Genomic DNA, 21,263 nt, shown 5'->3' with positions numbered 1-21,263 from the left:
TCAGGCAGAGGTCGCGGCGGCGGTTTCGACGACGGGTCGCGTGCGGGACGACGCCTCGCCCGGGGTCGCGTTCAGCCGCACCCGCATGCGCTTGACGCGGCGCGGATCGGCGTCGATCACCTCGAATTCCGGACCCTCGGGATGTGGCACCACTTCGCCCCGCGCCGGGACATGCCCGGCCAGCATGAAGACCAGGCCACCAAGCGTGTCGATCTCTTCGCCGTCGATATCGTCGTGATCGGTCAGGTTGAGCCCGATCTCGGCCTCGAATTCCTCGAGCGGCGTGCGCGCGAAGGCCATGTAGACGCCCGGCTTTTCGCGGGAGAAATTGCGGCCCTCGTCAAGGTCGTGTTCGTCCTCGATCTCTCCGATGACCTGCTCGATCAGATCCTCGATCGTCACGAGCCCGTCGACGCCGCCATATTCGTCGATCACCAGCGCCATGTGCCGCCGTTCGGTCTGCATCTTGGTCAGCAGGACGCCGATCGGCATCGAGGGCGGCACGAAGAGCAAGGGGCGCAGCAATTGCTTGAGGTCGAAGCTGCTGTCCTTGCCGTTGAAACCGTGCTTGAGCGCGAAATCCTTGAGGTGGGCCATGCCCACAGGCGTGTCGAGCGTGCCCGTGTAGACAGGCAGACGGGTCAGCCCGCTGTCGCGGAACACCTCGACCAGTTCGTCGCGCGTGACCGTATCGGCCACCGCGACGATCTCTGCACGCGGCACCGCCACGTCTTCGACGCGCATCCTGCGCAAGTTCATCATTCCATGGATCGGAGCCATCGTCCGGGACACCTCTGGCGCATGGCGCTGCTGCGCCTGCTGAGAAGAACCGCCAAACCAATCACGGACACGCGACATGATCCCGTGTGCCTCATCACTCTCATTCATCTCCCGCGCGCGTTGCGCCGCGTTAGACGAGTCGTCGTTATCGCCCATTTTTTCCTGTTCCGGTAAAAGCCGTAAAGCCCGTACTATTCCCTATATGGGTCTGCAATGCCCATTTTGCCAAGTATGCGGGTCTCCAACTGTTCCATCAGCGTGGCATCGCGGTCACGAATGTGATCATAGCCCAGAAGATGCAACACTCCGTGAACCACCAGATGCGCCACATGATCCGGAAATGGCTTGCCGGACGCGTCGGCTTCGCGCAGGCAGGTGTCATAGGCAATGGCGATATCGCCCAGTGCCTCGCCCATCAGCGGATCGGGCGGCGGCGGCGCGTGGGGCGTGTCGCCCTCCTTGTCGGCGGCGAGTTCATGGGCGGGCCAGCTCAGCACATTGGTGGGGCCGGCCTTGTCGCGAAATTCCGCGTTCAGCCCGGCAATGCGGGCATCGTCGCAGCCGAGAATGGCGATCTCGTAGCCATCCGGGGAAAGGTGCAGGTATTCCAGAGTGTTGGCCGATGCGCGTTCGGCGATATCCGCCAGCCCCGCCGGTTGCCAGCGCGGGTCTTCAAACACGATGTCGGTCAAGTTGGTCACTGGTTGTCCATTGGGGGCCAGCCCCCAAACCCCCGGAGTTTATCGGGCAAGATGAAGATCAGGGCGTTTCCGCGTCCTTCTCGTAGGCGTTGATGATCGCGGCCACAAGCGGGTGGCGCACGACATCCCTGGACGTGAAGTAGTTGAAGCTGATCTTCGGAATGGTTTTCAGCAGGCGTTCCGCGTCGGACAGGCCTGACGCCACGCCGCGCGGCAGGTCGACCTGGGTGCGGTCGCCGGTGATGACCATGCGCGAACCTTCGCCGAGACGGGTGAGGAACATCTTCATCTGCATCGACGTGGCGTTCTGCGCCTCGTCCAGAACCACGAAGGCGTTGGAGAGCGTCCGACCGCGCATGAAGGCAAGCGGCGCGATTTCGACGGTCTTTTCCTCGATCATCTTGGCCAGCTGCTTGCCCGGCAGGAAATCGTTCAGCGCGTCGTAGAGCGGCTGCATGTAGGGGTCGACCTTGTCCTTCATGTCACCGGGCAGGTAGCCCAGCTTTTCGCCCGCCTCGACGGCGGGGCGCGACAGGATGATCTTGTCGACCTGGCCGGTGATGAACATGTTCACGCCGACGGCCACCGCAAGATAGGTCTTGCCGGTGCCTGCCGGGCCGATGCCGAAGGCCAGTTCGTTCTCGAACAGCGACCGGACATAGGCCTTTTGCGCGTCGGTGCGCGGCTCCACCAGCTTCTTGCGGGTCTTGATCTCGACCGGGCCACCCTCGAACATCTCGATCTGCTTGTCCGGGCCGGCGTCTTCGGGGGCCATGCGGAATTCGCGGTCGATATCGCCGGGATTGACGCTGCGTCCCTGTTCGAGCCGCTGGTAGAGCGCCATCAGCACATCGCGTGCATCCGCCTGCGCGTCGGGTTCGCCGTGGATCGCCAACTGATTCCCGCGGCGCAGGATCTGCACCCCGAGACGGGTTTCGATCTCGGTCAGGTTGCGGTCGTATTCGCCGCAAAGGTCGATGAGCAAACGGTTATCGGGGAATTCAACAAGCGCTTCTGACAAGGTGTCTGTGGTCACGCGGGTCTCCGGTGCATGGGTCGCTGGTTGAAGGTGGCAAGTTCCACAGCCCAGTGCAAGCGGTGCCCCGCGAAAATCAAAGCGGATCCCCGAGCAAACCCGTGCTGCTGCCCTTGAAATCACCAAGTGTTGAACTGCCCCGCTGCGGCGTACCCGAGCACACCGGCTTGCCGCTGCGGTCGAGGCGCTGGGACAGGTAGCCTTCGACGCCGTCGTCGATGATCCAGTGGTCGCAGCCGTTCGGGTCGATCCAGATGCCCGCCTGCAACTCGCTCAGGGATTTGCTGTCGAAGCCGCGATCCCGGGTCTTGTCGGGCCCCACGGCACAGGCCGACAGGGTCATTGCGGCAATCAGGCCCAGCACAGAAATTTTGCGTCGCATCATTTGCCCCTCACCGCATGCACAGGATTTCGACCCGACGGTTCTTGGCCATGCCGCCCGCCGTCGTGTTGTCCGCCAGCGGGCGGCTTTCGCCGAAGCCCCGGATCGCGTAGACCCGCGCCCCGACCTGCCGGGCGATCCGCGCCACCGCGTCGGCGCGCCGTTCGCTCAGCGCGAGGTTCGACCGTTCGGAGGCGCGGGAATCGGTGTGGCCCTCGATGACGAAGCCATTGGCCGGATGCGAGGCAAAGAAGCTTTGCAGCCCGGCGGCGCCGGCGGACGAGATCCGCGCGCTGCCGGTGGCGAACATCGTGTCGGTGGGGACCACGGCACAACGGCTGATCTGATGGCAGACCGGTGTGCCGTCGCGGCGCAGATGCGGACTCATGTAGCCTTCGACACCGTCATCCATGACCCAGTGTTCGCACCCGTCCGGATCGATCCAGATGCCCGGAATATACTGTTCGCCTTGCTGGGCCACGGCAATCTGTGGCGCCGCCAGGGCGAACCCTATGATCCAGGCAGAGATCCGCGTCTTCATTGCCATATCCCTCGTTACCACGATGCCCGTCACCACCATGGTTGGTGGGGCTGATTCAAGAGAATACTACCAGAGACTGCGGTTCAGGGAAGAGCCAACCGCAACATGTCGCGGTAAAAGCACATCTGCTGTGTCAGACGACCAATTCTCCACCAAGCGAGTTACGCCCCGAAGCGACGATCCGCACCCGGCGCAGATCACCGGCCTTCACCCCGTCGGCCTGCACGTGGACCGCGTGCAGGTGATCGGACTTGCCGACCATCTGGCCCGGCAGGCGACCCGGCTTTTCGAACAGCACGCCGACCTCTTGGCCGACCATCGCGTCCTGGGCCGCCTTCTGCTGTTCGGTGATCAGCGCTTGCAGGCGTTGCAGGCGGTCATCCTTGACGTCTTCGGAAAGCTGGTCGCGTTCAGCTGCCGGGGTGCCGGGGCGGGTGGAGTACTTGAAGCTGTAGGCGTAGCCGTAATTTGAGGCGCGGATGATATCGAGCGTGGCCTGGAAATCTTCTTCAGTCTCTTCGGGAAAACCGACGATGAAGTCGCCCGACAGCAGCAGATCGGGGCGCGCCGCGCGCAGTTTCTCGATGATCTTCATGTAGCTTTCCGCCGTATGCTGGCGGTTCATCCGTTTCAGGATGCGGTCCGAGCCGGATTGCACGGGCAAATGCAGGTAAGGCATCAGTTTCGGGCAGGTGCCATGCGCCTCGATCAGGTCGTCGGTCATGTCGTTGGGATGGCTGGTGGTGAAGCGGATGCGCTTCAGCCCGTCGATGTCGTTGAGCGCCCAGATCAGGCGGGCGAGCGACCAGTCACCGCCCTCTCCGGCCCCGTGATAGGCGTTGACATTCTGGCCCAGCAGCGTGATCTCGCGCACGCCACGATCGACCAGATCGCGCGCCTCGGTAAGGATGCGGTCGGCAGGACGGCTGACCTCGGCGCCGCGCGTGTAAGGCACGACGCAGAAGGCGCAGAACTTGTCGCAGCCTTCCTGCACGGTGAGGAACGCGGTGGGGCCGCGTTTCGCCTTGGGGCGGTTCTTGAGAACCTCGAACTTGTCCTCTTCGGGAAAATCCGTATCGAGCGCCTTTTCGCCCTTGCGCGTCCTGGCCTCAAGCTCGGGCAGGCGGTGATAGCTTTGCGGGCCGACCACGAGATCGACCATCGGCTGACGGCGCATGATCTCCTGCCCCTCGGCCTGCGCAACGCAGCCCGCGACACCGATCTTGAGGTCGGGCCTTTCGGCCTTGAGCCCCTTGTAGCGGCCAAGTTCGGAATAAACCTTTTCGGCGGCCTTTTCGCGGATGTGGCAGGTGTTGAGCAGGATCATGTCGGCATCGTCCGGAGACTGCGTTTCGACATAGCCCTGCCCGCCCAGCGCCTCGGCCATGCGTTCGCTGTCATAGACGTTCATCTGACAGCCATAGGTCTTGATATAGAGCTTCTTCGGTTCGGACATGGGCCAATCCTCCGGGGCGGGGTTCAGGGCGTGGCGATAGCGCATGTCACCCCTGTCTTGCAATGCACGCTTTTTTCATCGATTCTGGTGTGAAATCCCGCAGAGGTCCGCTCATGCGCTATGCAGGCATCAACGATCTTCTTTCCAGAGCCCCCGACGCTGTCGCCAAGGGGCCGGTTGCGCTTGTCTTCGCAGAAGACGCGGTCGAAATCGACTCGACCCTGCGGCACAACCTGCAGCTTGGCTTCACGTCGGTGATCGTCTTCATGGCGCCGGAATTCGATCTGGCCCCGGATGTCGAGGACTGCGTGCTGCGCGTGGATGCGCATATCGCGCGAGATGGAAACCGCGAAGAGATCGTCAACGCCGTGATCGCCAAGGCGCCGGGCGTCTGGATGTATGTCTGCTACAACGCCGAATACCTGTTCTTTCCGTTCTGCGAGACGCGCACGATCGGGGAACTGCTTGCGTTCCACACCGAGGAGCGCCGAGACGCGATGCTGTGTTACGCGGTGGACCTCTATGCCAGCGATCTCGACACCTATCCCGATGCGGTCTGCCTCGAGGAGGCGTATCTCGACCGGTCGGGCTATTACGCGCTTGGCCGGCCCGATCCGACGACCAACCATCCCAAGGAACGGCAGCTTGATTTCTTCGGTGGGCTGCGCTGGCGCTACGAGGAACACGTGCCGCCGGAACGCCGCAAGATCGACCGCATTGCCCTGTTCCGCGCGGCTCCCGGTTTGAAACTGCGTTCGGATCACACGTTCAACGATGAAGAATTCAACACATATGCCTGCCCGTGGCACCATAACCTGACGGCGTCCATCGTGTCGTTCCGCACCGCAAAGGCGCTCAAGCGCAATCCCGGCTCGGCCTTCGAGATCGAAACCTTCCGCTGGCACAATTCGGTGGCTTTCGAATGGCATTCGCGCCAGTTGCTGGATCTTGGCTTGATGGAACCGGGCCAGTGGTTCTAGTGGAAGAGGCCCCGGAGCGCGCGCGCTGAGCTGCGGGCAGGTGCCGGTCACTCGGCCATCGGCACGTCCATCATGACGATGGTTCCGACTGCGCCGCGTGTGACCTGGAGGCTGGCTTGCAGGCCCTCGCACAGGCCCTGAACGATCCGGCCGCCCAGGCTTTCGGAATTTGGCCAGGTGACGTCTTCGGGAATGCCGACCCCGTCATCGCTGACGATGGCGCGCATGCCGCCATTGTCGGTGCGTGAGACCCGCAATTCGACCAGCCCGGATTTCTGCTCGCGGAAGGCATGCTGCATCGCATTGGTCAGAACCTCGGACAGGATCAGACCTATCCGCACGGCGGTTTCCGTGTCCACCATGAGCGGTTCGACATAGATGTTCATGCGGACACCCGGCCGCGAATCCAGATACGCAATCGCATTGGCGACGCGGCCAAGATAGGCGCCCAGCTTGATCTTGCCGTCATTGCGCTCGAGCGTGGCTCCGGACATTTCCTCGTAGAGCAATTGAAGGCTTTCGACACGACGTGACAGATCCTTGAATTCGTTCGGATCGTCGCTTCGGCGGGCCTTCATGCGGATCAGACCGAGGATCATCGACAGGTGGTTTTTGACCCTGTGCTGAATTTCCGCCATCACGGTCTCGAACTGCTCAAGCCGTTCGGCCTGATGATCCTGGGCGACTTCGCTCTGCAGGCCGACGAAATAGACGAGATCTCCTTCGTCGTCATGGATCGGCGCGATCAGAAGCGCGTTGAGATACTGTTCGCCGTTGGCGCGCGCGTTCAGAAGGACGGTCGAATGTTCTTCGCCCTGCGCAACCGCGTTGCGCAGATCGGCGACCTTGGCCTCGGATGTCTGGTCGCATTGCAGGAAGCGGCAATTGCGGCCAAGTGCCATATCCGACGTGTAACCGGTCAGGTTCTGGAAGGCGCGGTTGACGTAGACGATCGGGTTGTCGGGCAGGCGCGGATTGGTCAGGACCATTGCAACCTTCGAGGCACTGAAGATCGCGGTCGCGTCCTGATCGCTGATATCCCCGGGATGAAATGAAACGTCTCTGTCCATCAACAAGCCATCTGTCTGCCACGGGGCTCCCGCCCACCACGCACAGATGAATTGTCGCAAAAATAAATTTTTTCAACCTAAAAGCGGCGGTTTCCAAGCATATAAGCGCAACGTTGCGCAGCCTGACGAAGCGTCAGCGTCCCGCTTCAGCCAAGATCCTCGGTGACCAGGCGCTTGTCCTCGATCCCCAGAGAAATCAAGGCGCTCTGGATATCCTTCACCATCGGCTTCGGTCCGCAGATGTAGATCGGGCCCTTGGTGCCGGCGACGATTTCCTTGAGGTAATCCTTGTCGATCCGGGCATGGGCAAATTCGCTTTCGGGATCATCCGTGACCAAGAAATGGCAGGTCAGCCCCGGCATCGACGTGAAGGTGTCGCGCAGGATGATGTCCTGTTCGGTCTTGTTGGAAAACACCAGCTGAGAACCGCCCAGGGATCCATGCGTCTGCAAGCGGCGCTTCAGGATGGCGATGAACGGCGTGACGCCGGCGCCGCCCGCGATGAAGATGCCCGGTCCCCTGTCTTCGATGGCGCCCCAGGCCTCACCGATTTCCACCTGGTCGGTCAGCTGCAAATCCGCGATCTGATCGGTCACGCCATGATGGTCGGGATAGGACTTGATGACGAATTCGAGGGTCGGATCGGTGGGCAGCCCGGTAAAGGTGAATGGGCGCTGTTCGTCCTCCCATCCCTTTCGCGCCAAGGCGAATTCGCACGCCTGACCGGGTTCGTAGGTGTATCCGGACGGCTTGTTGAAAACCAGGTGATGCGTGTCGTGGGTTACGGGTTCGATGCTTTGCAATGTCAGTGTGTACGTCATTCGACAGATGTCTCCCTCGGCCGGTCAACGTGTGCCGGATGGCAGGGTTCCGCCGGTGCCGGAGGGATCGGACGGATCGCGGAGCAAAGGTGCAAGGGCATCGGTCCAGCGAGTTCCTTGCCCGGAATCGTCTTTTGACGTAGCGTCAAGGTCTTCCACAGAGGTTTTCTGCAAATCAATTTCAACTGGAGAGAAACAGATGGGACAATGTCTGGTCGAAGGATGCGGCGCCTATGCGTTGACGGGCGATATCTGTGCACTTTGCGCAAATACGCAGCCCATCAAGAAGATCACCAAGGCGCAGCATGTCAGTCGCGAAAATGCCACGGCGGCAGCGGAGGCGGCGGCGAAAAGCGCCAGGCCGAATGCCAAGATCGTGTTGATCTGCCCAGAAGGGACAACGACTCCGCATCCGAAGTTCAAGGCCGAGTGTGACGAGTATGCCGACCGCTTCTTCGCCATTTTGGCCCAGGGCCCACATGGTGATCGTCCTGAAACGGTGCATGGCTGCCAGATTTACCACCAGACGCAAAAGGCGGCCAACCGGACGGTCTTTTTCGACTGGCAGGGCGACGACCTGCGGATCTTCGGCGTTGGCGGCCACAGTGGCGGGGATGGCGCCGGGAACGACTCGTATTCATTCACGTGGTTCGACGGGAAGAACAAGAACTACAATCGAAACGCCTGATCGCGAAAAATCCTGACGTGCGATCCCGGCCTCACCTATCCGGGTCGTGCGCGTGGTTGCGCCGCCAAGCGGTTACAGATGCTCGTATTGCGGCATGCCCAGAACGTGGAACCCGCCATCGACGCGGATGATCTCGCCGGTGGTGCACGCGCCCGCATCAGAGGCAAGATAGACGGCGGTGCCGCCCACTGCCTCAAGTGACGCGTTCGACCGCAAGGGGGCGTTCTGGTCGGTGTGCTTGTAGGTCTTCCGCGCGCCGCCGATAGCCGCACCGGCCAGGGTTTTCATCGGTCCGGGGCTGATGGCGTTCACGCGGATGGCCTCGGGCCCCAGGTCGTTGGCAAGGTAGCGCACCGAAGCTTCGAGCGCGGCTTTTGCCACCCCCATCACGTTGTAATTCGGCGTCACTCGGGTGGATCCCATATAGGTCAGGGTCAGCAGCGTACCGCCGTTTTCGACCATCAGGGGATGCGCGCGCCGCGCCACGTCGATGAAGCTGTAGGCAGAGATATCGAGCGACGTCTTGAAGTTGGCCCGGCTGGTGTTGAGGATGCGGCCCTGCAATTCCGACTTGTCGGAAAAGGCGATCGCGTGGACAAGGAAATCGATCGTCGGCCAGCGCGCGCCCAGCTGGTCGAAGGCGGTATCAAGTGACGCATCGTCGGTGACATCCACATCGACCATGAAATCCGACCCGACACTGGCCGCCAGGGGTTCCAGCCGTTTACCGAATGCGTCGCCCTGGTACGTGAAGGCAAGCTCTGCCCCGGCCTCTGCCATCGCCTTGGCAATTCCCCACGCGATGGAGCGTTCGTTCGCGACACCCATGATGAGGCCGCGCTTGCCCTGCAATTGTCCTGCCATGTTCAATCCATATATTTCGACAACAACATCGATCCGTTGGTGCCGCCAAACCCGAAGGAATTGGTCATCACCGTGTCCAGCCCGGCGTTTTCGACAAGGCTGGTTGCAATCTCTTCGGGTTTGAGCGCCGGGTCCAGCGTTTCCACGTTGATCGACGGGATGATGAAATCATCGCGCAGCGCGAGCAGGCAATAGATCGCCTCTTGTGCACCTGTGGCGCCCTGGCTGTGCCCGGTCATGGATTTCGTCGAACTGACAGGCGGCGTGTCGCCCTCGCCAAAGACGCGGCGGACCGCTTCGATTTCGCCCACGTCCCCCACCGGCGTCGAGGTGCCATGGGCGTTGATATAGCTCACGCGGCGGCCATCCGGGAGTGTTCTCAATGCGCCGCGCATCGCCCGTTCGCCACCTTCGCCAGACGGCGCGACCATGTCGGCCCCGTCGGATGTGGCCGAGAACCCGGTGACTTCGGCATAGATCGTGGCACCGCGCGCCAAGGCCCGCTCCAGCGGTTCGAGAACCACCATCGCGCCGCCGCCCGAGATCACGAATCCGTCGCGCCCTTCATCAAAGGCCCGCGACGCCTTTTCGGGTGTGTCGTTATACTTGGACGACATCGCGCCCATCGCATCGAAGAGGCAGGACAGCGTCCAGTCCAGTTCCTCGCCACCACCTGCGAACATCACGTCCTGAAGGCCAAGAGCCACCTGCTGCGCCGCCATGCCGATGCAGTGCAGCGACGTCGAACAGGCCGATGTGATCGAAAAGTTCATGCCCTTGATCTGGTAGGCGGTCGCAAGGTTCGCGCTCACCGTCGAGGACATCGTCTTGGGCACGGCAAACGGCCCGATCCGCTTGGTTCCGCCGGTCTTGAGCACGGTCTGGTGCGCGGCCAGCATCGCGCTGGTCGACGGCCCACCCGACCCGGCAATGAGACCGGTCATCGGGTTCACCACATCGTCCTGCGTCAGCCCGGCATCGGCAATCGCCTGCCCCATCGCGATATGGGCATAGGCCGCCCCCGGCCCCATGAAGCGCAGCGTGCGCTTGTCCACGTGCTCGGACACGTCCAGATCAAGCGACCCGGCCACCTGCGACCGGAAGCCATGCTCTGCCATATCGGCATTTGCGGTGATTCCGGACCGGCCCGCCTTCAGGCTCGCGGCCACTTCTTCGGTATTGTTCCCGATGGACGAAACAATTCCCAATCCTGTCACGACAACACGGCGCATCACGGCTCCTTACAATTGTTGCAAGCGTGTGTAGGGAAGCTGGCGCAGAGGAGCAAGCGTTTCCAAGGCCCCTGTGCCCGCACCCGGATCACTTCGGCGCATCCTGCCACCCGCGTTGCGCAAAATGCGGCTTTCCTTCGGGACCGGACCCCATTTCCTGCAACGTCAGAAACGGCCGGAGGTTTCGAGTTTTCGAGAGTTCCGGCCGGGCATTCCGGCGCGTCGTGTAGGGACACATGCCTGTGGCTTCGGCGAAATCGCGCTCTAAGCAGGCGCTTATTCGAGCCAAACAAGCCTGAGACCAATATCGCCTTGGCGGTCGATGCGCCAGATCAGGGCCGTGCTTCGGATGACCGGAGCGCAGACACCTGATTGGAAAAGGATACCTCTCAATGCGCAAGATCATACTCTCCTCCCTCACCGCCGCCGTGTTCGCAACGCAGGCTTTCGCCGCCACTCTTTCGATGGATACGGTGCTTGGCACCACCGTCGAAGCCGTGACGGCCTCCTTGGCCGAGATGGGCTACGAAGTCCGCAAATCGGAAATGGAAGACGGCAAGATCGAAGTCTACTTCGTCGGCAACAACCAGATGGGCGAAGTCTATGTCGATGCCCGGACGGGAAAGCCCATGAAGCTCGAGATCAAGTGATGGCGGGCACAGTGACATCCACCAGCGGGCGCTCTGGCGCCCGCGAGGTCCGCGTCTGGGACCCGCTGGTGCGCCTCATCCATTGGGGCGTCGCCCTGACGGTCTTGATCAACGCCTTTTCGGAAGATGAATCCACCTTCCATGCATGGGTCGGCTACACCGCGATGGGCCTCGTCGCGATCCGCCTGCTCTGGGGGCTGGTCGGCCCACCCCCTGCTCGGTTCTCGGCCTTCCCGCCGAACCCGGTCGCAGCTGTTGCGCATGTGCGGTCGATCCTGACAGGTCAGAGACCGATCCACCTGTCGCACAACCCGCTGGGTGCGCTGATGGTCTACAACCTCTGGCTGACGCTGATCGCCCTGGGTGTGACAGGCTACATGATGGGCACGATGCGGTTTTTCGGCATCGATTGGGTCGAAGAGATGCATGAAGCGGCGTTCGCGTGGCTGATCGCCTCTGTCGCATTGCATGTGGCCGGCATTGTGTTCGACACTTGGCTGACAAAGGTTCCGCTGGCCAAGGCGATGGTGACGGGACGCAAGACCATCCGGGAAACGGCACGGACCGAATGACATTACAGCGCGTTTTCTTCGGCAAATCGGAACGGCGAGCAGCCCTGCTCGCCGTGATCATCCTCGCGCAGGCACTTTGTGCGATGTTCTTTGTCGGGGACGTGATCGCGGATTATCTCGAAGCCGGGCGGATCCTTGAGATCCACCTTCTCGTCGAAACGATGGCCGCTGCCGCATTGGTCGCCGGTGTGGTGATCCTGATGCGGGAACTGCGCCAGATCATCAGCCGGATGCGCGACATCGAGACCGGCTTGCGCGCGGCGCGCGGAGACATGGTCACTGTGATCGAAGCCTTTTTCGACAGCTGGAACCTGAGCGCCGCCGAACGCGACGTCGCGCTGCTGCTGCTCAAGGGATTCGACAACGAAAGCATCGCGACCCTGCGCGGGACCGCAAAAGGCACGGTACGGGCGCAGGCGTCTTCCATCTATGCCAAGGCCGGCGTCGACGGGCGCGCGCAACTGATCAGCATCTTTCTGGAGGAACTTCTTGCCGATGACGGAGACATCCCGAAACCGGCGGTCTCCTGAGGCAAATGCTTTCCCTCACGCCACCTCTTCTTGGGGGCCTCGGTGCCACTGTTTTCCCGAACCTTCTCCAGAGACACCGACACGACACGGGTCCGCGCCATCAGCTTTCCGACAGGGCGACCTTCATGTCCTTGACAAGATAGATGGTTTCGCCATCCGCCTCGACCCGTCCGTCGGCGACACCCATGGTCAGGCGACGGGTCTGAACGGCCTTGGTGAAATCGACGTAGTAGGTCAGCATCTTGCGATCGGGGCGCACCATGCCCGTCAGCTTCACTTCGCCCACGCCCAGGGCATAACCGCGCCCCTGCCAGCCGCGCCAGCCGAGGTTGAAGCCGGTCAGCTGCCACAGACCGTCAAGGCCAAGACAGCCCGGCATGATCGGATTGCCCGGAAAGTGACATTCGAAGAACCACAGGTCCGGCGTGATGTCGAACTCGGCCACGACATGGCCCTTGCCATGGGCCCCGCCGTCGCCGGAAATGTCGGTGATCCGGTCCATCATCAGCATCGGAGGTTCGGGAAGCTGCGCGTTGCCCGGCCCGAACAGTTCTCCCCGCGCGCATTTCAGAAGGTCATCGCGGTCGAAGCTGGTTGGAAAATCGGTCATGTTCGACAAGGCTCCCGGTAGGTTGGCGACATCCAGAACCCTCTATCACCGGGTCCCGCGCCCGTGCAAGCCCGCCGCATCGCGGACCTGAGACAAGGTGCGACAGGAAAATTAATTGAACAAATGCCCCGTCGCGCCCTATATATTACCTCAGCAACGCAATGGGATCGGTATGTCTTCACCAGCAATCGAGCGCGGAACTGAATGGCTTTCAAAAGGCGGCGTGCGCCCGACGCGGCAGCGCGTGGCGCTGGCGTCTCTTCTGGTCGGAGACGGCAAGAACCGCCACGTCACCGCCGAAAGCCTGTTCGCCGCAGTTCAGGACACCGGAGAGCAGGTTTCGCTTGCGACGGTCTACAACACGCTGCGGGCCTTCTGCGATGCCGGGCTGATGCAGGAAGTCACCGTCGATGGCGCGCGCAGCTATTTCGACACGAACACGCATGACCACCCGCATTTCTTCTGGGAAGACGAAGGCCGCCTGACCGACGCCCCTGCGGATGAGCTCGAGATTGCGCGCATTCCCGGCCCGCCGGACGGGGCCGAGATTTCCAGCGTCAACGTGGTGATCAAGCTGCGCCGCACCTGAGACCGGGTCGCGTCACAACGCCGAGCAGTCGAACACCGTCAGGTCGAATTCCAGAAACAGCGGCTTGCGCGCGGTGTAATCGCGCACCCTGTCACATCGGGACAGCAGTTCGGCATGAAAGCGGCGGATGTCGGGGGACCGGCTGTTGGTCAGAAGATAATCGAAATCATTGACGACGAAGACGTCGAAATCGTCCTTCACCCAGGTTTCGAGCGTCCATTCCTCGGGCTGGATTGGCCAGGTATGCGGTTGCATCGGGAAATCGGCGTCCTTGGCTTCTTCACCTTCCAGCCCCGACATCACGAAGGGCACGTTCACCCAGAAAATCGCGTTTTCCGCGTCGTGTGTCAGGATCCGTTCCTCGGCGATCTCGGGCATGTCGATGCCGTATTTCGCGCCAAGTCGATCCAGCCGGGCGAATTCCATCTGCTGGGCCGCGACCGTCTGCGGAACCGGCAGGGCGATCCCAGTCTGGACCCTTGCGCCGGGATAGGACTCGTCCAGAAACGCGACGAGGCGTGTCGCGTTCGGGGTGACCAGGGCCTGCTGAAGCACGTTCGTCGCACCAGCGACCATGATGGCAAAGCCTGCAAGGGCCGCGGTCGCGACGATGACCCTCGGGATGCCGACATAGGCCCGCAGCATGTCCATCATGACCACAACCGCCAGCAGTAGCTGGATATAGAGGTTGGGCAGAAACAGGTGCTCCGGCTGTCGGGTGCCGACGGTCAGGGAAATCGCGAGGACCGACAGGAGGTTCATGATCCAGATCGCGATCAACGCGTCGCGCAGATCAAGCCTGCAGGCCGTGCCGACAAGCCAGAACGGGACCACCGCGGACATCGCGAAAACCACCGGATTGAGACCGGTCACGGCATCTCCGAAGATTGCCAGGGTGATCGGAAGCCCGATGCCGAACGGGTCTTCCTCGCGCACGGACATCACCGTCTGGATTTTCTGGAACGCAAGAAATCCGTCGATGTCCAGCAGGATGCCGATATTCATGACCGGCCACAGGACCAGAAGCACGAGCAGTGCCAGCCCGAAGGATTTCAGAGACGCCGCAGGACCTTCGCGGCGCGCCAGAACGAAGATCATGCCCATGGCCAAGGGCCCCAGAACCAGCAGCGCGGATTGTTTGAAGCCGAAGGCCAAGGCGACGGTCACTCCAAGGACGATATCCCAGCGGCGCACATGCGGCGTGTCGATGCGCATCAGGAAGGCCCAGACAACCGCAAGGCAAGCTGTTGCCAAGCCGGTGTCACCCTTGGCGATATGCGCCATGAAGACACCGATCGGGAAGACCGCGGCAAAACCGCCAGACATCAGCGCCTGGACCGGTGACAGACCGACGCGCCGGGCGGAAGAATAGAACAGGGGCGCGCAAAGTGCCCCGATCACAGCCGTCACGTATCGCGCGGTGAGATAAAACGGCGTCGGGTCCGTGAAATAGACATCGCGGAACCCGGCGGTATCGGACCACAGATCCGAGAACAGGCCAACGACAAACAGCCCGGCAAAGGCGAGCCCGTTCAGGTAGTTGAAGAAGGGGGGATAGAAGTGCTGGGTCGGGATCAGTTCACCCGCCAGAAACCGGGCCGCATCGTTCACCCGCTCATCGCCGTTGAAAAAGCCGAAATCCGCCCCGACCGCCCGAAACAGGACGGCTGCCACGAACACGCCAAAGCAAATTGCGAAATTTGTCGCTTTTTGGCCGGATTTAACCATTATCGCTTGTCCACTCCTGATGTTGAAGCTGCGTAAAGAGGACATCAGTGACAAGAAGTTAACGATTGCGTCGCAAAAAAGGGGCGTTTTCGACATTTATCGCGGTTTTGTTGCGCGTGGTGAGTACAATGACAACTATGCCAGAGATCGTTTCCAATTCCATCCAAAGCGACACGCTCGATCTGTTCGTCGATCTTGATGGAACCCTGATTGCAGGCGACATCGCGCAAGAATCGCTGGCCCAGGCCACGCGCGACCCGCAGGTGTTTCGGGATGCGGTTCTCGGCTATGTCTCGGGGGGGCTGTCCGGGCTCAAGAGGTCGCTTGCCGAAAACGCCGCTCCGGATGTCGCGACGCTTCCATACCGTGAAGAGGTCCTTGACTACCTGCGGGTCGCGCGCAATTCGGGTCGGCGCATCGTCTTGGCGACCGCGACAGACATCACGATCGCGCGCCAAGTGGCCGCGCATCTTGGCCTCTTCGACGACGTGATCGGAACCGTGCCGGGCCGAAACCTCAAGGGAGCGGCCAAGCTGGAAGCGATCCGCGAGATGGCGCAGGGGCCGTTCGAATACCTCGGCGACAGTGATGCCGACATTCCCGTCTGGCGGGTTGCGGAAAAGTCCGGCTTTGTCAGCCCAAGCCCCGCCGCAAGACGCGAAATGGAGCGTTCCGCAGACAGCGTGAGCTTCCAGCTCGACAAGGAGATGACAACCGCCGCAGCCCTGATCAAGGCCATGCGCCCGCATCAATGGGCGAAGAACGTTCTTGTCTTCGTCCCTATCCTTTTTGCCCATGAATACATGCATTTCGACGTGCTTGTGGCCGGCATTCTGGCCTTTGTCTGTTTCAGCCTCTGCGCGTCCGGCGTCTACCTGATCAATGATATCGCCGACATCCAGTCAGACCGCCGCCACGCCACGAAACACAAACGCCCCTTCGCCGCCGGGCACCTGTCGATCAGGCACGGTTTGATGGCCGCAGTGGTTCTGTTGGCCAGCGCGGTGTTCGGGGCGTTTATCCTGGTGAACGTGCTCTTCGGCGTCGTGATCACCGGCTATGCCATCCTGACCTCGGCATACACGTTCTTGCTCAAACGCTTTTCGACCATCGACGTGGTTGCGCTTTCGCTACTCTATACCGTGCGCATCCTCGCGGGGTCGGCCGCGACCTTGCTGGCGCCAAGCCCGTGGCTGCTCAGCTTTTCGCTCTTTTTCTTCCTCAGCCTTGCCTACATGAAGCGGTATATCGAACTTGACGGGATCAGCAGCACGGAAGTCGAAGACGTCAGGCTGCCTTCGCGAAACTACTACGCCTCGGAACTGCAACTGGTCCTGACCTTCGGCATCGCGAACGGTGCCCTTTCCATCCTGACGCTGGCGCAATACGTGAACTCGACATCGGTCTATGCCTACTACGCCACGCCGTTCATGCTCTGGCTGATCGTTCCGGTCATGATGTTCTGGATCTATCGCAGCTGGACCTGGGCCAGCCGCGGCAAGATCGGCGACGACCCCGTCGTCTTCGCACTCAGGGACAACATCAGCCGGGTTTGCGTGGCGACCATCCTGCTGATCATCATCACATCCCGCAGTGTCGACATCTCCTGGGTCGCATCATGACATGGGGCGCATTCGCGCTGATCTTCACAAGCGTCTCGCTGTCCGCTCTTGGGCAGACCGCGTTCAAGGTGGGTGTCGGTCAATCCACGGCGTCCCCTGACGCAAGCGTCTGGATCAAGACGGCGGCCATGGTTTTTTCGCCGATGGTCATGCTGGGTCTTGCGCTGTACGGCGTCGGGACGGTGTTCTGGCTGTTCGCATTGCGGCAGCTCGATCTCTCCCTCGCCTACCCTTTCGTCGCGATGAGCTTCGTGATGGTCGCAGGATCGGGCATGCTCTTGCTTGGCGAGCCGTTTCAGCCCAGCCGGGTGATCGGTCTGGTCTTGATCGTGGTCGGGCTCCTGATCATGGCACGGGGCGGTTGACTAAAATTCTACGCACTCCGCATCGGCGGGACGGGGCGCGCTCCGTTTTGGCGGAACTTCGCCTGCTGGTCGTTCAACCCGTTGTTTCAAGAGGAAAGTCCTGAGCACGGCATTGCCGGTCTGCACGGCGTGAGTGCGATCGGGCCCCGGGACAGTTTGCGACAAATCGGAACTTTAAGTCCGCCTTCACATTTCACCGCCCAACGCTCTTTCCGGGGGCTTTGGATGAGTGGAGTGGGGCATGGAACCCTTGACCGACGTGTTCGGAACGCAGACTTCTGCGGCGGCGATGGCATTTGGATTGCGGGGTGTCGTCGACTGGAGCGTACAACAACCTTTCCTTGATGTTTTCAAGACGGCCCGGCCGTGGCATGCCCACACGGACAGTCAGTGGGGCGCCTACTCGGCAGACGACCTCGGCGCGTTGGGCGTGCTTGACGACAACGGCTGGATCACCGAATTCCCCGAGGGGGTCGAGCAGATCCAGACCTTCATCCTGACCGAGATGCCGGCCGAGGCGCAATATACCAGCGGTCTCTACCGGCTGAGCTTTGACGGCGACGGCGACATCACCGTGTACGGTGCCGAAATCGTTTCACGGACAGATGGCGAGATCTGGTTCGACCATCGCCCGACCGGCGATGGGATGGTCACGATCTCGATCAGTTCGACCGATCCGCAGAACACCGGAAACTATCTGCGCAACATCGAGGTCGTAAAGCAGGAACACATTCCGGCGCATGAGGCGGGTCAGCTCTTCAATCCGCTCTGGCTCGACATCATCGGCGATGCGCATTCGCTGCGATTCATGGATTGGCAGGCAACCAACGATTCCACGATCCGGAACTGGTCGGAGCGGCCGCAGGCCGGTGACTACACCTACCACGGCGGCGTCCCGGTCGAAATCATGGTCGCGCTGGCCAATGCCACCGGGACCGAACCCTGGTTCAACATTCCCTGGCATGCGGATGCGACCTATATCCGCGAATTCGCCACCTATGTGCGCGACAACCTGAACCCCGATCTGCGGGCGCATATCGAACTTTCGAACGAAGTCTGGAACTGGATGTTCGAGCAGGCACAGGATGCGGCCCAGGCCGCACAAGAGCGGTTCGGACAGGATCTGGGCGATGGGTGGGTGCAGGAATATGGTGCGCGATCCGCAGAAATGGCACGCATCCTGGATCAGGTTTACGCCGGGTCCGAGGATCAGCTGGTCAAGGTGATCTCGACCCACACGTATTGGCCGGGGCTGGAAAATTCCGTTCTGAACGCCCCGAACTGGCAGGCACAAGGTCAGGCAAACGCAGCCCCGTACCTGTCCTTCGACACCTACGCGATCACGGGGTATTTCGGCAACAGTCTGGGCACGGATGCCAAGGCCGGCACCGTCTTGGACTGGATTTCCCAAAGCGAGGCACAGGCGCGGCAGGACGCCAGCGCACAGGGCCTCTCCGGTGCGGCGGCAAACGCCTATGTTGCAGAGCACCGTTTCGATCTGGCAGAAGCGCTGGCCGTGCGGGAATTGCGCGACGGATCGGTGACCGGTGACGCCGAGGATTCGCTTCAGGGCCTGTTCGAACTGTTTCGCTATCACAAGGGCGTGGCCGATGCGCATGGGCTCGACCTCGTGATGTATGAAGGCGGCACGCATGTGGTCGGGATCGGTCAATGGGTCGACAATGACAGGCTGACCGAATTCTTCACGCATCTGAACTATTCCGAAGGAATGGGTCAGCTCTACACAGAGCTTCTGGAAGGGTGGGAGGCGGCAGGCGGGACCCTGTTCAACGCGTTTGTCGACGTCTCGGAACCGAGCAAATGGGGCAGTTGGGGCTCGATGCGGCATCTGGAGGATTCGACCCCGCGCCATGACGCGGTGGTCGCGTTCATGGACAGCCACCCCGCACCCGGGCACATGAAGGATGGAACATGGGCTTCGACCCCCTGGGATTTCGACCAATTGCCAGACCCCTCCGAAAGACCCGATCCGGAACGAGAGCCCGATCCCGAGCCTGAGCCCGATCAGCAACCAGATCCACGACCAGATCCGCGGCCGGACCCGGACCCCGAATCCGAGCCGACTTACAACCCGATCACTCCGACGGATGACGTGCGCGAATATGTCTTTGGCAACAGCCTGTATGTCTGGGCCGTTGGAAATCCGGAACTTTCCGTGGCGCATTGGGTGAACCAGTTCGCCGATGCCAACGGGCAGTCGTATGCCGTGGGCATGCAGACCGGGATGCTGACGAGGCATGATGATCTTCCACCTGATCCGCATATCGGCCTTCCCACGGTATCCGAGGCGTGGGATCGTGACACCGGAGACAGCTTTGCAGATGCCGGTTTCAACCAGATCACGATCTCGGCGGTGAATTTCGTCCAGGATCAGTCACCCGACAGCCCCTACTGGATCGACCCCAGCACCTCGCCCGCAACATCGGCGCTCCGGATCATCGAATGGGCTGAAGACCGGGCTCCCGGGGCTGCAATCAACATCTACGAAACCTGGCCGGAAATGGAGGGTTTCATCTCGTCCTTCCCTCCCTCGGACGCCGAATTCGCGGCATGGCAAACCTACATGAACGGAGACTGGCACGACTGGTGGGTGTCGCTGACCGATATCATCCGAGATGCCCGCCCGGATCTGGAAGTCCGTCTGATCAGCGTCGGGCCGGATATCTCGGCGATGCTTGGCGACCCCGACCTTGGTCTGGGGGCATTGCGGCCGGCCGACCTTTATGTCGATGACGGTCCGCATGGCACGCCGACGCTCTACCTGCTGGCCTCGATGGTGCATTACACGACCGTGTTCGGATCGGCACCGCCAGATGACATGGCGCTTCCGGGCAGCATTCATCCCGCCGTGGCGCAGAATTTCGGGGCGATTGCCGAGTGGCTGGCAGAAAGGCTGGACGACGACCTGCCCACTCCGATCGTCAACCCGTTCACCGATCAATCGGATGCAGGACTTGGGCAAACGCCCGACCCGGAGCGGGACAACACCGACGGCGACGACCGGATCATCGCAGACGGCAGCGCCACGCTGTTCGACGGAGGCGCCGGTACGGACAGTCTGGTGTTGGACGGAAACCAGTCCGCCTATTCGCTGCGCTTCTCGGGGAACGACATCGTGATCGAGAACCGAGAGGACGGCGGCTCCGCTCTGACCGCGCGCAATATCGAGTGGATCGAGTTCGACACCGGCGTTGCACCGTTCGGAAATGACGGTGTTTCGATCGACATGTTCGATGGGATGGCGGGCCTGGACGGTGCGTCCATGGCGGCCCTGACCGAGCTTTACATCGCCTATTTCAACCGCGCACCGGATGCTGTCGGGCTGTTCTTCTGGGGCGACCAGATGGCGAACGGGATGCGTCTTGAAGAGATCGCAACGCGTTTCTTCGACCAGCCGGAAACGCGCGCGCTTTACGGGAACCTTGATGACCTGTCGTCCTTTGTCACGACGGTCTATGAAAACGTGCTTGGCCGCGATCCTGACCCGCAGGGCATGGCGTATTGGCTTGACCAGCTTGAGGATGAAGCGGGTGTGACGCCCGCGAACTTCATCCAGGCCATCCTGGGCGGTGCCAAGGCGGAAACCGGCGGAGCGGCGGATGCGGCCTATCTTGCCAACAAGGTTCTGCTGGGCGGGCATTTCGCGGTGACGCGGGGCATGTCGGATATCGAGATGGCCAATGCCATCATGCAAGGCTTCGACGGTTCCGATGCCAGCTTGCAGGCAGGGCTGAACCAGAGCGATGCGGTCTATTCCGACATCCTTGACGGGACATCGGACGGGTTCCTGATGCAGCTTGTCGGGGTCGCCGACGATCTTTTCGCGGTCTGAGCCGAGACACCGGGCTGCCCGCATGTTGCGGGCGGCCCTGATGCGACGGACCAGGTACAGGAACAGCTGCACGATTGTCAGGGTCGCTGGCATGTTCGGGCCGTCCTTTTCAAATGCGGATTGGGGCGGTTGGCCCCATTTCGGCCCAACTTTGCACCAAGGTCTTAACAATTCCCTGCTTGCCCTGAAGGCG

The 21,263-nt window shown here is 61.5% G+C and carries 21 protein-coding genes; 9 read left to right on the top strand and 12 right to left on the bottom strand.

Features of this window, described 5'->3' with window-relative positions:
- The 6 genes from LCF60_RS04460 to miaB form a co-directional block, all read right to left on the bottom strand.
- Positions 1-936, bottom strand: coding sequence for a hemolysin family protein (locus LCF60_RS04460; protein ID WP_292289931.1), 936 nt, complete (start codon positions 934-936; stop codon positions 1-3).
- Positions 937-971: 35 nt separating this feature from the next.
- On the bottom strand, positions 972-1,481 hold the full coding sequence (ybeY, locus tag LCF60_RS04455; protein ID WP_292289930.1) for an rRNA maturation RNase YbeY: 510 nt from the start codon (positions 1,479-1,481) through the stop codon (positions 972-974).
- A gap of 58 nt (positions 1,482-1,539) precedes the next feature.
- Positions 1,540-2,517, bottom strand: coding sequence for a PhoH family protein (locus tag LCF60_RS04450; RefSeq protein WP_292289928.1), 978 nt, complete (start codon positions 2,515-2,517; stop codon positions 1,540-1,542).
- Between the two features lie 76 nt (positions 2,518-2,593).
- Positions 2,594-2,899 carry a hypothetical protein gene (locus LCF60_RS04445; protein WP_292289927.1) on the bottom strand — a complete coding sequence of 102 codons (306 nt, stop codon included), beginning with the start codon at positions 2,897-2,899 and terminating at the stop codon, positions 2,594-2,596.
- Positions 2,900-2,909: 10 nt separating this feature from the next.
- Positions 2,910-3,440 carry an OmpA family protein gene (locus tag LCF60_RS04440; protein WP_363318381.1) on the bottom strand — a complete coding sequence of 177 codons (531 nt, stop codon included), beginning with the start codon at positions 3,438-3,440 and terminating at the stop codon, positions 2,910-2,912.
- A gap of 133 nt (positions 3,441-3,573) precedes the next feature.
- Positions 3,574-4,896, bottom strand: a complete 1,323-nt coding sequence (gene miaB / locus LCF60_RS04435; RefSeq protein WP_292289925.1) for a tRNA (N6-isopentenyl adenosine(37)-C2)-methylthiotransferase MiaB — start codon at positions 4,894-4,896, stop codon at positions 3,574-3,576.
- A 113-nt stretch (positions 4,897-5,009) separates the two neighbouring features.
- On the opposite strand from miaB, the gene LCF60_RS04430 reads away from it, so the two are divergent.
- Positions 5,010-5,876, top strand: a complete 867-nt coding sequence (locus LCF60_RS04430) for a hypothetical protein (protein WP_292289923.1) — start codon at positions 5,010-5,012, stop codon at positions 5,874-5,876.
- 47 nt (positions 5,877-5,923) lie between these two features.
- On the opposite strand, the gene LCF60_RS04425 is transcribed toward LCF60_RS04430, so the two are convergent.
- A complete protein-coding gene (locus LCF60_RS04425) occupies positions 5,924-6,946 on the bottom strand; it encodes a PAS domain-containing protein (protein ID WP_292289922.1) in 1,023 nt (340 codons plus the stop codon).
- Between the two features lie 146 nt (positions 6,947-7,092).
- Positions 7,093-7,767, bottom strand: a complete 675-nt coding sequence (locus tag LCF60_RS04420; RefSeq protein WP_292289921.1) for a flavodoxin reductase — start codon at positions 7,765-7,767, stop codon at positions 7,093-7,095.
- A gap of 238 nt (positions 7,768-8,005) precedes the next feature.
- Between LCF60_RS04420 and LCF60_RS04415 the strand changes: the two genes are divergently transcribed.
- Entirely contained in the window at positions 8,006-8,455 is a 450-nt protein-coding gene (locus LCF60_RS04415; protein WP_292289920.1) for a hypothetical protein, read from the top strand.
- Positions 8,456-8,527: 72 nt separating this feature from the next.
- On the opposite strand, the gene LCF60_RS04410 is transcribed toward LCF60_RS04415, so the two are convergent.
- Both LCF60_RS04410 and LCF60_RS04405 read right to left on the bottom strand, forming a co-directional pair.
- Positions 8,528-9,319 carry an enoyl-ACP reductase gene (locus tag LCF60_RS04410; protein ID WP_292289919.1) on the bottom strand — a complete coding sequence of 264 codons (792 nt, stop codon included), beginning with the start codon at positions 9,317-9,319 and terminating at the stop codon, positions 8,528-8,530.
- Between the two features lie 2 nt (positions 9,320-9,321).
- Positions 9,322-10,551, bottom strand: coding sequence for a beta-ketoacyl synthase N-terminal-like domain-containing protein (locus LCF60_RS04405; protein ID WP_292289918.1), 1,230 nt, complete (start codon positions 10,549-10,551; stop codon positions 9,322-9,324).
- 392 nt (positions 10,552-10,943) lie between these two features.
- Here LCF60_RS04405 and LCF60_RS04400 point away from each other — a divergent pair, with 392 nt between their 5' ends.
- From LCF60_RS04400 to LCF60_RS04390, 3 genes are read left to right on the top strand one after another with little or no spacing between them, the layout of a single operon-like run.
- On the top strand, positions 10,944-11,201 hold the full coding sequence (locus LCF60_RS04400) for a PepSY domain-containing protein (RefSeq protein WP_292289917.1): 258 nt from the start codon (positions 10,944-10,946) through the stop codon (positions 11,199-11,201).
- A complete protein-coding gene (locus LCF60_RS04395) occupies positions 11,201-11,773 on the top strand; it encodes a cytochrome b/b6 domain-containing protein (protein ID WP_292289915.1) in 573 nt (190 codons plus the stop codon). Before LCF60_RS04400 ends, LCF60_RS04395 begins: the two co-directional genes overlap by 1 nt.
- A complete protein-coding gene (locus LCF60_RS04390; RefSeq protein ID WP_292289914.1) occupies positions 11,770-12,303 on the top strand; it encodes a LuxR C-terminal-related transcriptional regulator in 534 nt (177 codons plus the stop codon). Before LCF60_RS04395 ends, LCF60_RS04390 begins: the two co-directional genes overlap by 4 nt.
- A gap of 100 nt (positions 12,304-12,403) precedes the next feature.
- Here LCF60_RS04390 and fabA read toward each other — a convergent pair whose 3' ends face one another.
- Entirely contained in the window at positions 12,404-12,913 is a 510-nt protein-coding gene (gene fabA / locus LCF60_RS04385) for a bifunctional 3-hydroxydecanoyl-ACP dehydratase/trans-2-decenoyl-ACP isomerase (RefSeq protein WP_292289913.1), read from the bottom strand.
- Positions 12,914-13,085: 172 nt separating this feature from the next.
- On the opposite strand from fabA, the gene irrA reads away from it, so the two are divergent.
- Entirely contained in the window at positions 13,086-13,502 is a 417-nt protein-coding gene (irrA, locus tag LCF60_RS04380) for an iron response transcriptional regulator IrrA (RefSeq protein WP_292289912.1), read from the top strand.
- Positions 13,503-13,514: 12 nt separating this feature from the next.
- Here the strand turns inward: irrA and LCF60_RS04375 are convergent, their stop codons facing one another.
- Positions 13,515-15,182, bottom strand: coding sequence for a glycosyltransferase family 39 protein (locus LCF60_RS04375; RefSeq protein WP_292289911.1), 1,668 nt, complete (start codon positions 15,180-15,182; stop codon positions 13,515-13,517).
- A 176-nt stretch (positions 15,183-15,358) separates the two neighbouring features.
- On the opposite strand from LCF60_RS04375, the gene LCF60_RS04370 reads away from it, so the two are divergent.
- From LCF60_RS04370 to LCF60_RS04360, 3 genes are all read left to right on the top strand, one after another.
- Positions 15,359-16,852: a UbiA family prenyltransferase gene (locus LCF60_RS04370; protein WP_292289910.1), complete on the top strand. Its 1,494-nt coding sequence runs from the start codon at positions 15,359-15,361 to the stop codon at positions 16,850-16,852.
- Positions 16,849-17,217, top strand: coding sequence for a hypothetical protein (locus tag LCF60_RS04365; protein WP_292289909.1), 369 nt, complete (start codon positions 16,849-16,851; stop codon positions 17,215-17,217). The genes LCF60_RS04370 and LCF60_RS04365 overlap by 4 nt, the downstream gene beginning before the upstream one ends.
- Positions 17,218-17,458: 241 nt before the next feature.
- Positions 17,459-21,070: a DUF4214 domain-containing protein gene (locus LCF60_RS04360; RefSeq protein WP_292289908.1), complete on the top strand. Its 3,612-nt coding sequence runs from the start codon at positions 17,459-17,461 to the stop codon at positions 21,068-21,070.
- Positions 21,071-21,263: the final 193 nt, after the last annotated feature.

It is taken from the genome of Marivita sp. (genome assembly GCF_020055635.1).
Taxonomy (GTDB): Bacteria; Pseudomonadota; Alphaproteobacteria; order Rhodobacterales; family Rhodobacteraceae; genus Marivita.
This window is presented reverse-complemented; position numbering and strand designations above follow the sequence as displayed.

Excerpts from the sequence above, each read along its gene's own strand:
- LCF60_RS04370 (WP_292289910.1), top strand. The coding sequence starts at position 15,359 with ATGACAACTATGCCAGAGATCGTTTCCAATTCCATCCAAAGCGACACG.
- LCF60_RS04445 (WP_292289927.1), bottom strand. The coding sequence starts at position 2,899 with ATGCGACGCAAAATTTCTGTGCTGGGCCTGATTGCCGCAATGACCCTG.
- LCF60_RS04390 (WP_292289914.1), top strand. The coding sequence starts at position 11,770 with ATGACATTACAGCGCGTTTTCTTCGGCAAATCGGAACGGCGAGCAGCC.
- LCF60_RS04425 (WP_292289922.1), bottom strand. The coding sequence starts at position 6,946 with ATGGACAGAGACGTTTCATTTCATCCCGGGGATATCAGCGATCAGGAC.
- LCF60_RS04395 (WP_292289915.1), top strand. The coding sequence starts at position 11,201 with ATGGCGGGCACAGTGACATCCACCAGCGGGCGCTCTGGCGCCCGCGAG.
- LCF60_RS04405 (WP_292289918.1), bottom strand. The coding sequence starts at position 10,551 with ATGCGCCGTGTTGTCGTGACAGGATTGGGAATTGTTTCGTCCATCGGG.
- LCF60_RS04365 (WP_292289909.1), top strand. The coding sequence starts at position 16,849 with ATGACATGGGGCGCATTCGCGCTGATCTTCACAAGCGTCTCGCTGTCC.
- LCF60_RS04430 (WP_292289923.1), top strand. The coding sequence starts at position 5,010 with ATGCGCTATGCAGGCATCAACGATCTTCTTTCCAGAGCCCCCGACGCT.
- LCF60_RS04400 (WP_292289917.1), top strand. The coding sequence starts at position 10,944 with ATGCGCAAGATCATACTCTCCTCCCTCACCGCCGCCGTGTTCGCAACG.
- fabA (WP_292289913.1), bottom strand. The coding sequence starts at position 12,913 with ATGACCGATTTTCCAACCAGCTTCGACCGCGATGACCTTCTGAAATGC.
- LCF60_RS04410 (WP_292289919.1), bottom strand. The coding sequence starts at position 9,319 with ATGGCAGGACAATTGCAGGGCAAGCGCGGCCTCATCATGGGTGTCGCG.
- LCF60_RS04360 (WP_292289908.1), top strand. The coding sequence starts at position 17,459 with ATGGAACCCTTGACCGACGTGTTCGGAACGCAGACTTCTGCGGCGGCG.
- LCF60_RS04460 (WP_292289931.1), bottom strand. The coding sequence starts at position 936 with ATGGGCGATAACGACGACTCGTCTAACGCGGCGCAACGCGCGCGGGAG.
- LCF60_RS04440 (WP_363318381.1), bottom strand. The coding sequence starts at position 3,440 with ATGAAGACGCGGATCTCTGCCTGGATCATAGGGTTCGCCCTGGCGGCG.
- LCF60_RS04420 (WP_292289921.1), bottom strand. The coding sequence starts at position 7,767 with ATGACGTACACACTGACATTGCAAAGCATCGAACCCGTAACCCACGAC.
- miaB (WP_292289925.1), bottom strand. The coding sequence starts at position 4,896 with ATGTCCGAACCGAAGAAGCTCTATATCAAGACCTATGGCTGTCAGATG.
- irrA (WP_292289912.1), top strand. The coding sequence starts at position 13,086 with ATGTCTTCACCAGCAATCGAGCGCGGAACTGAATGGCTTTCAAAAGGC.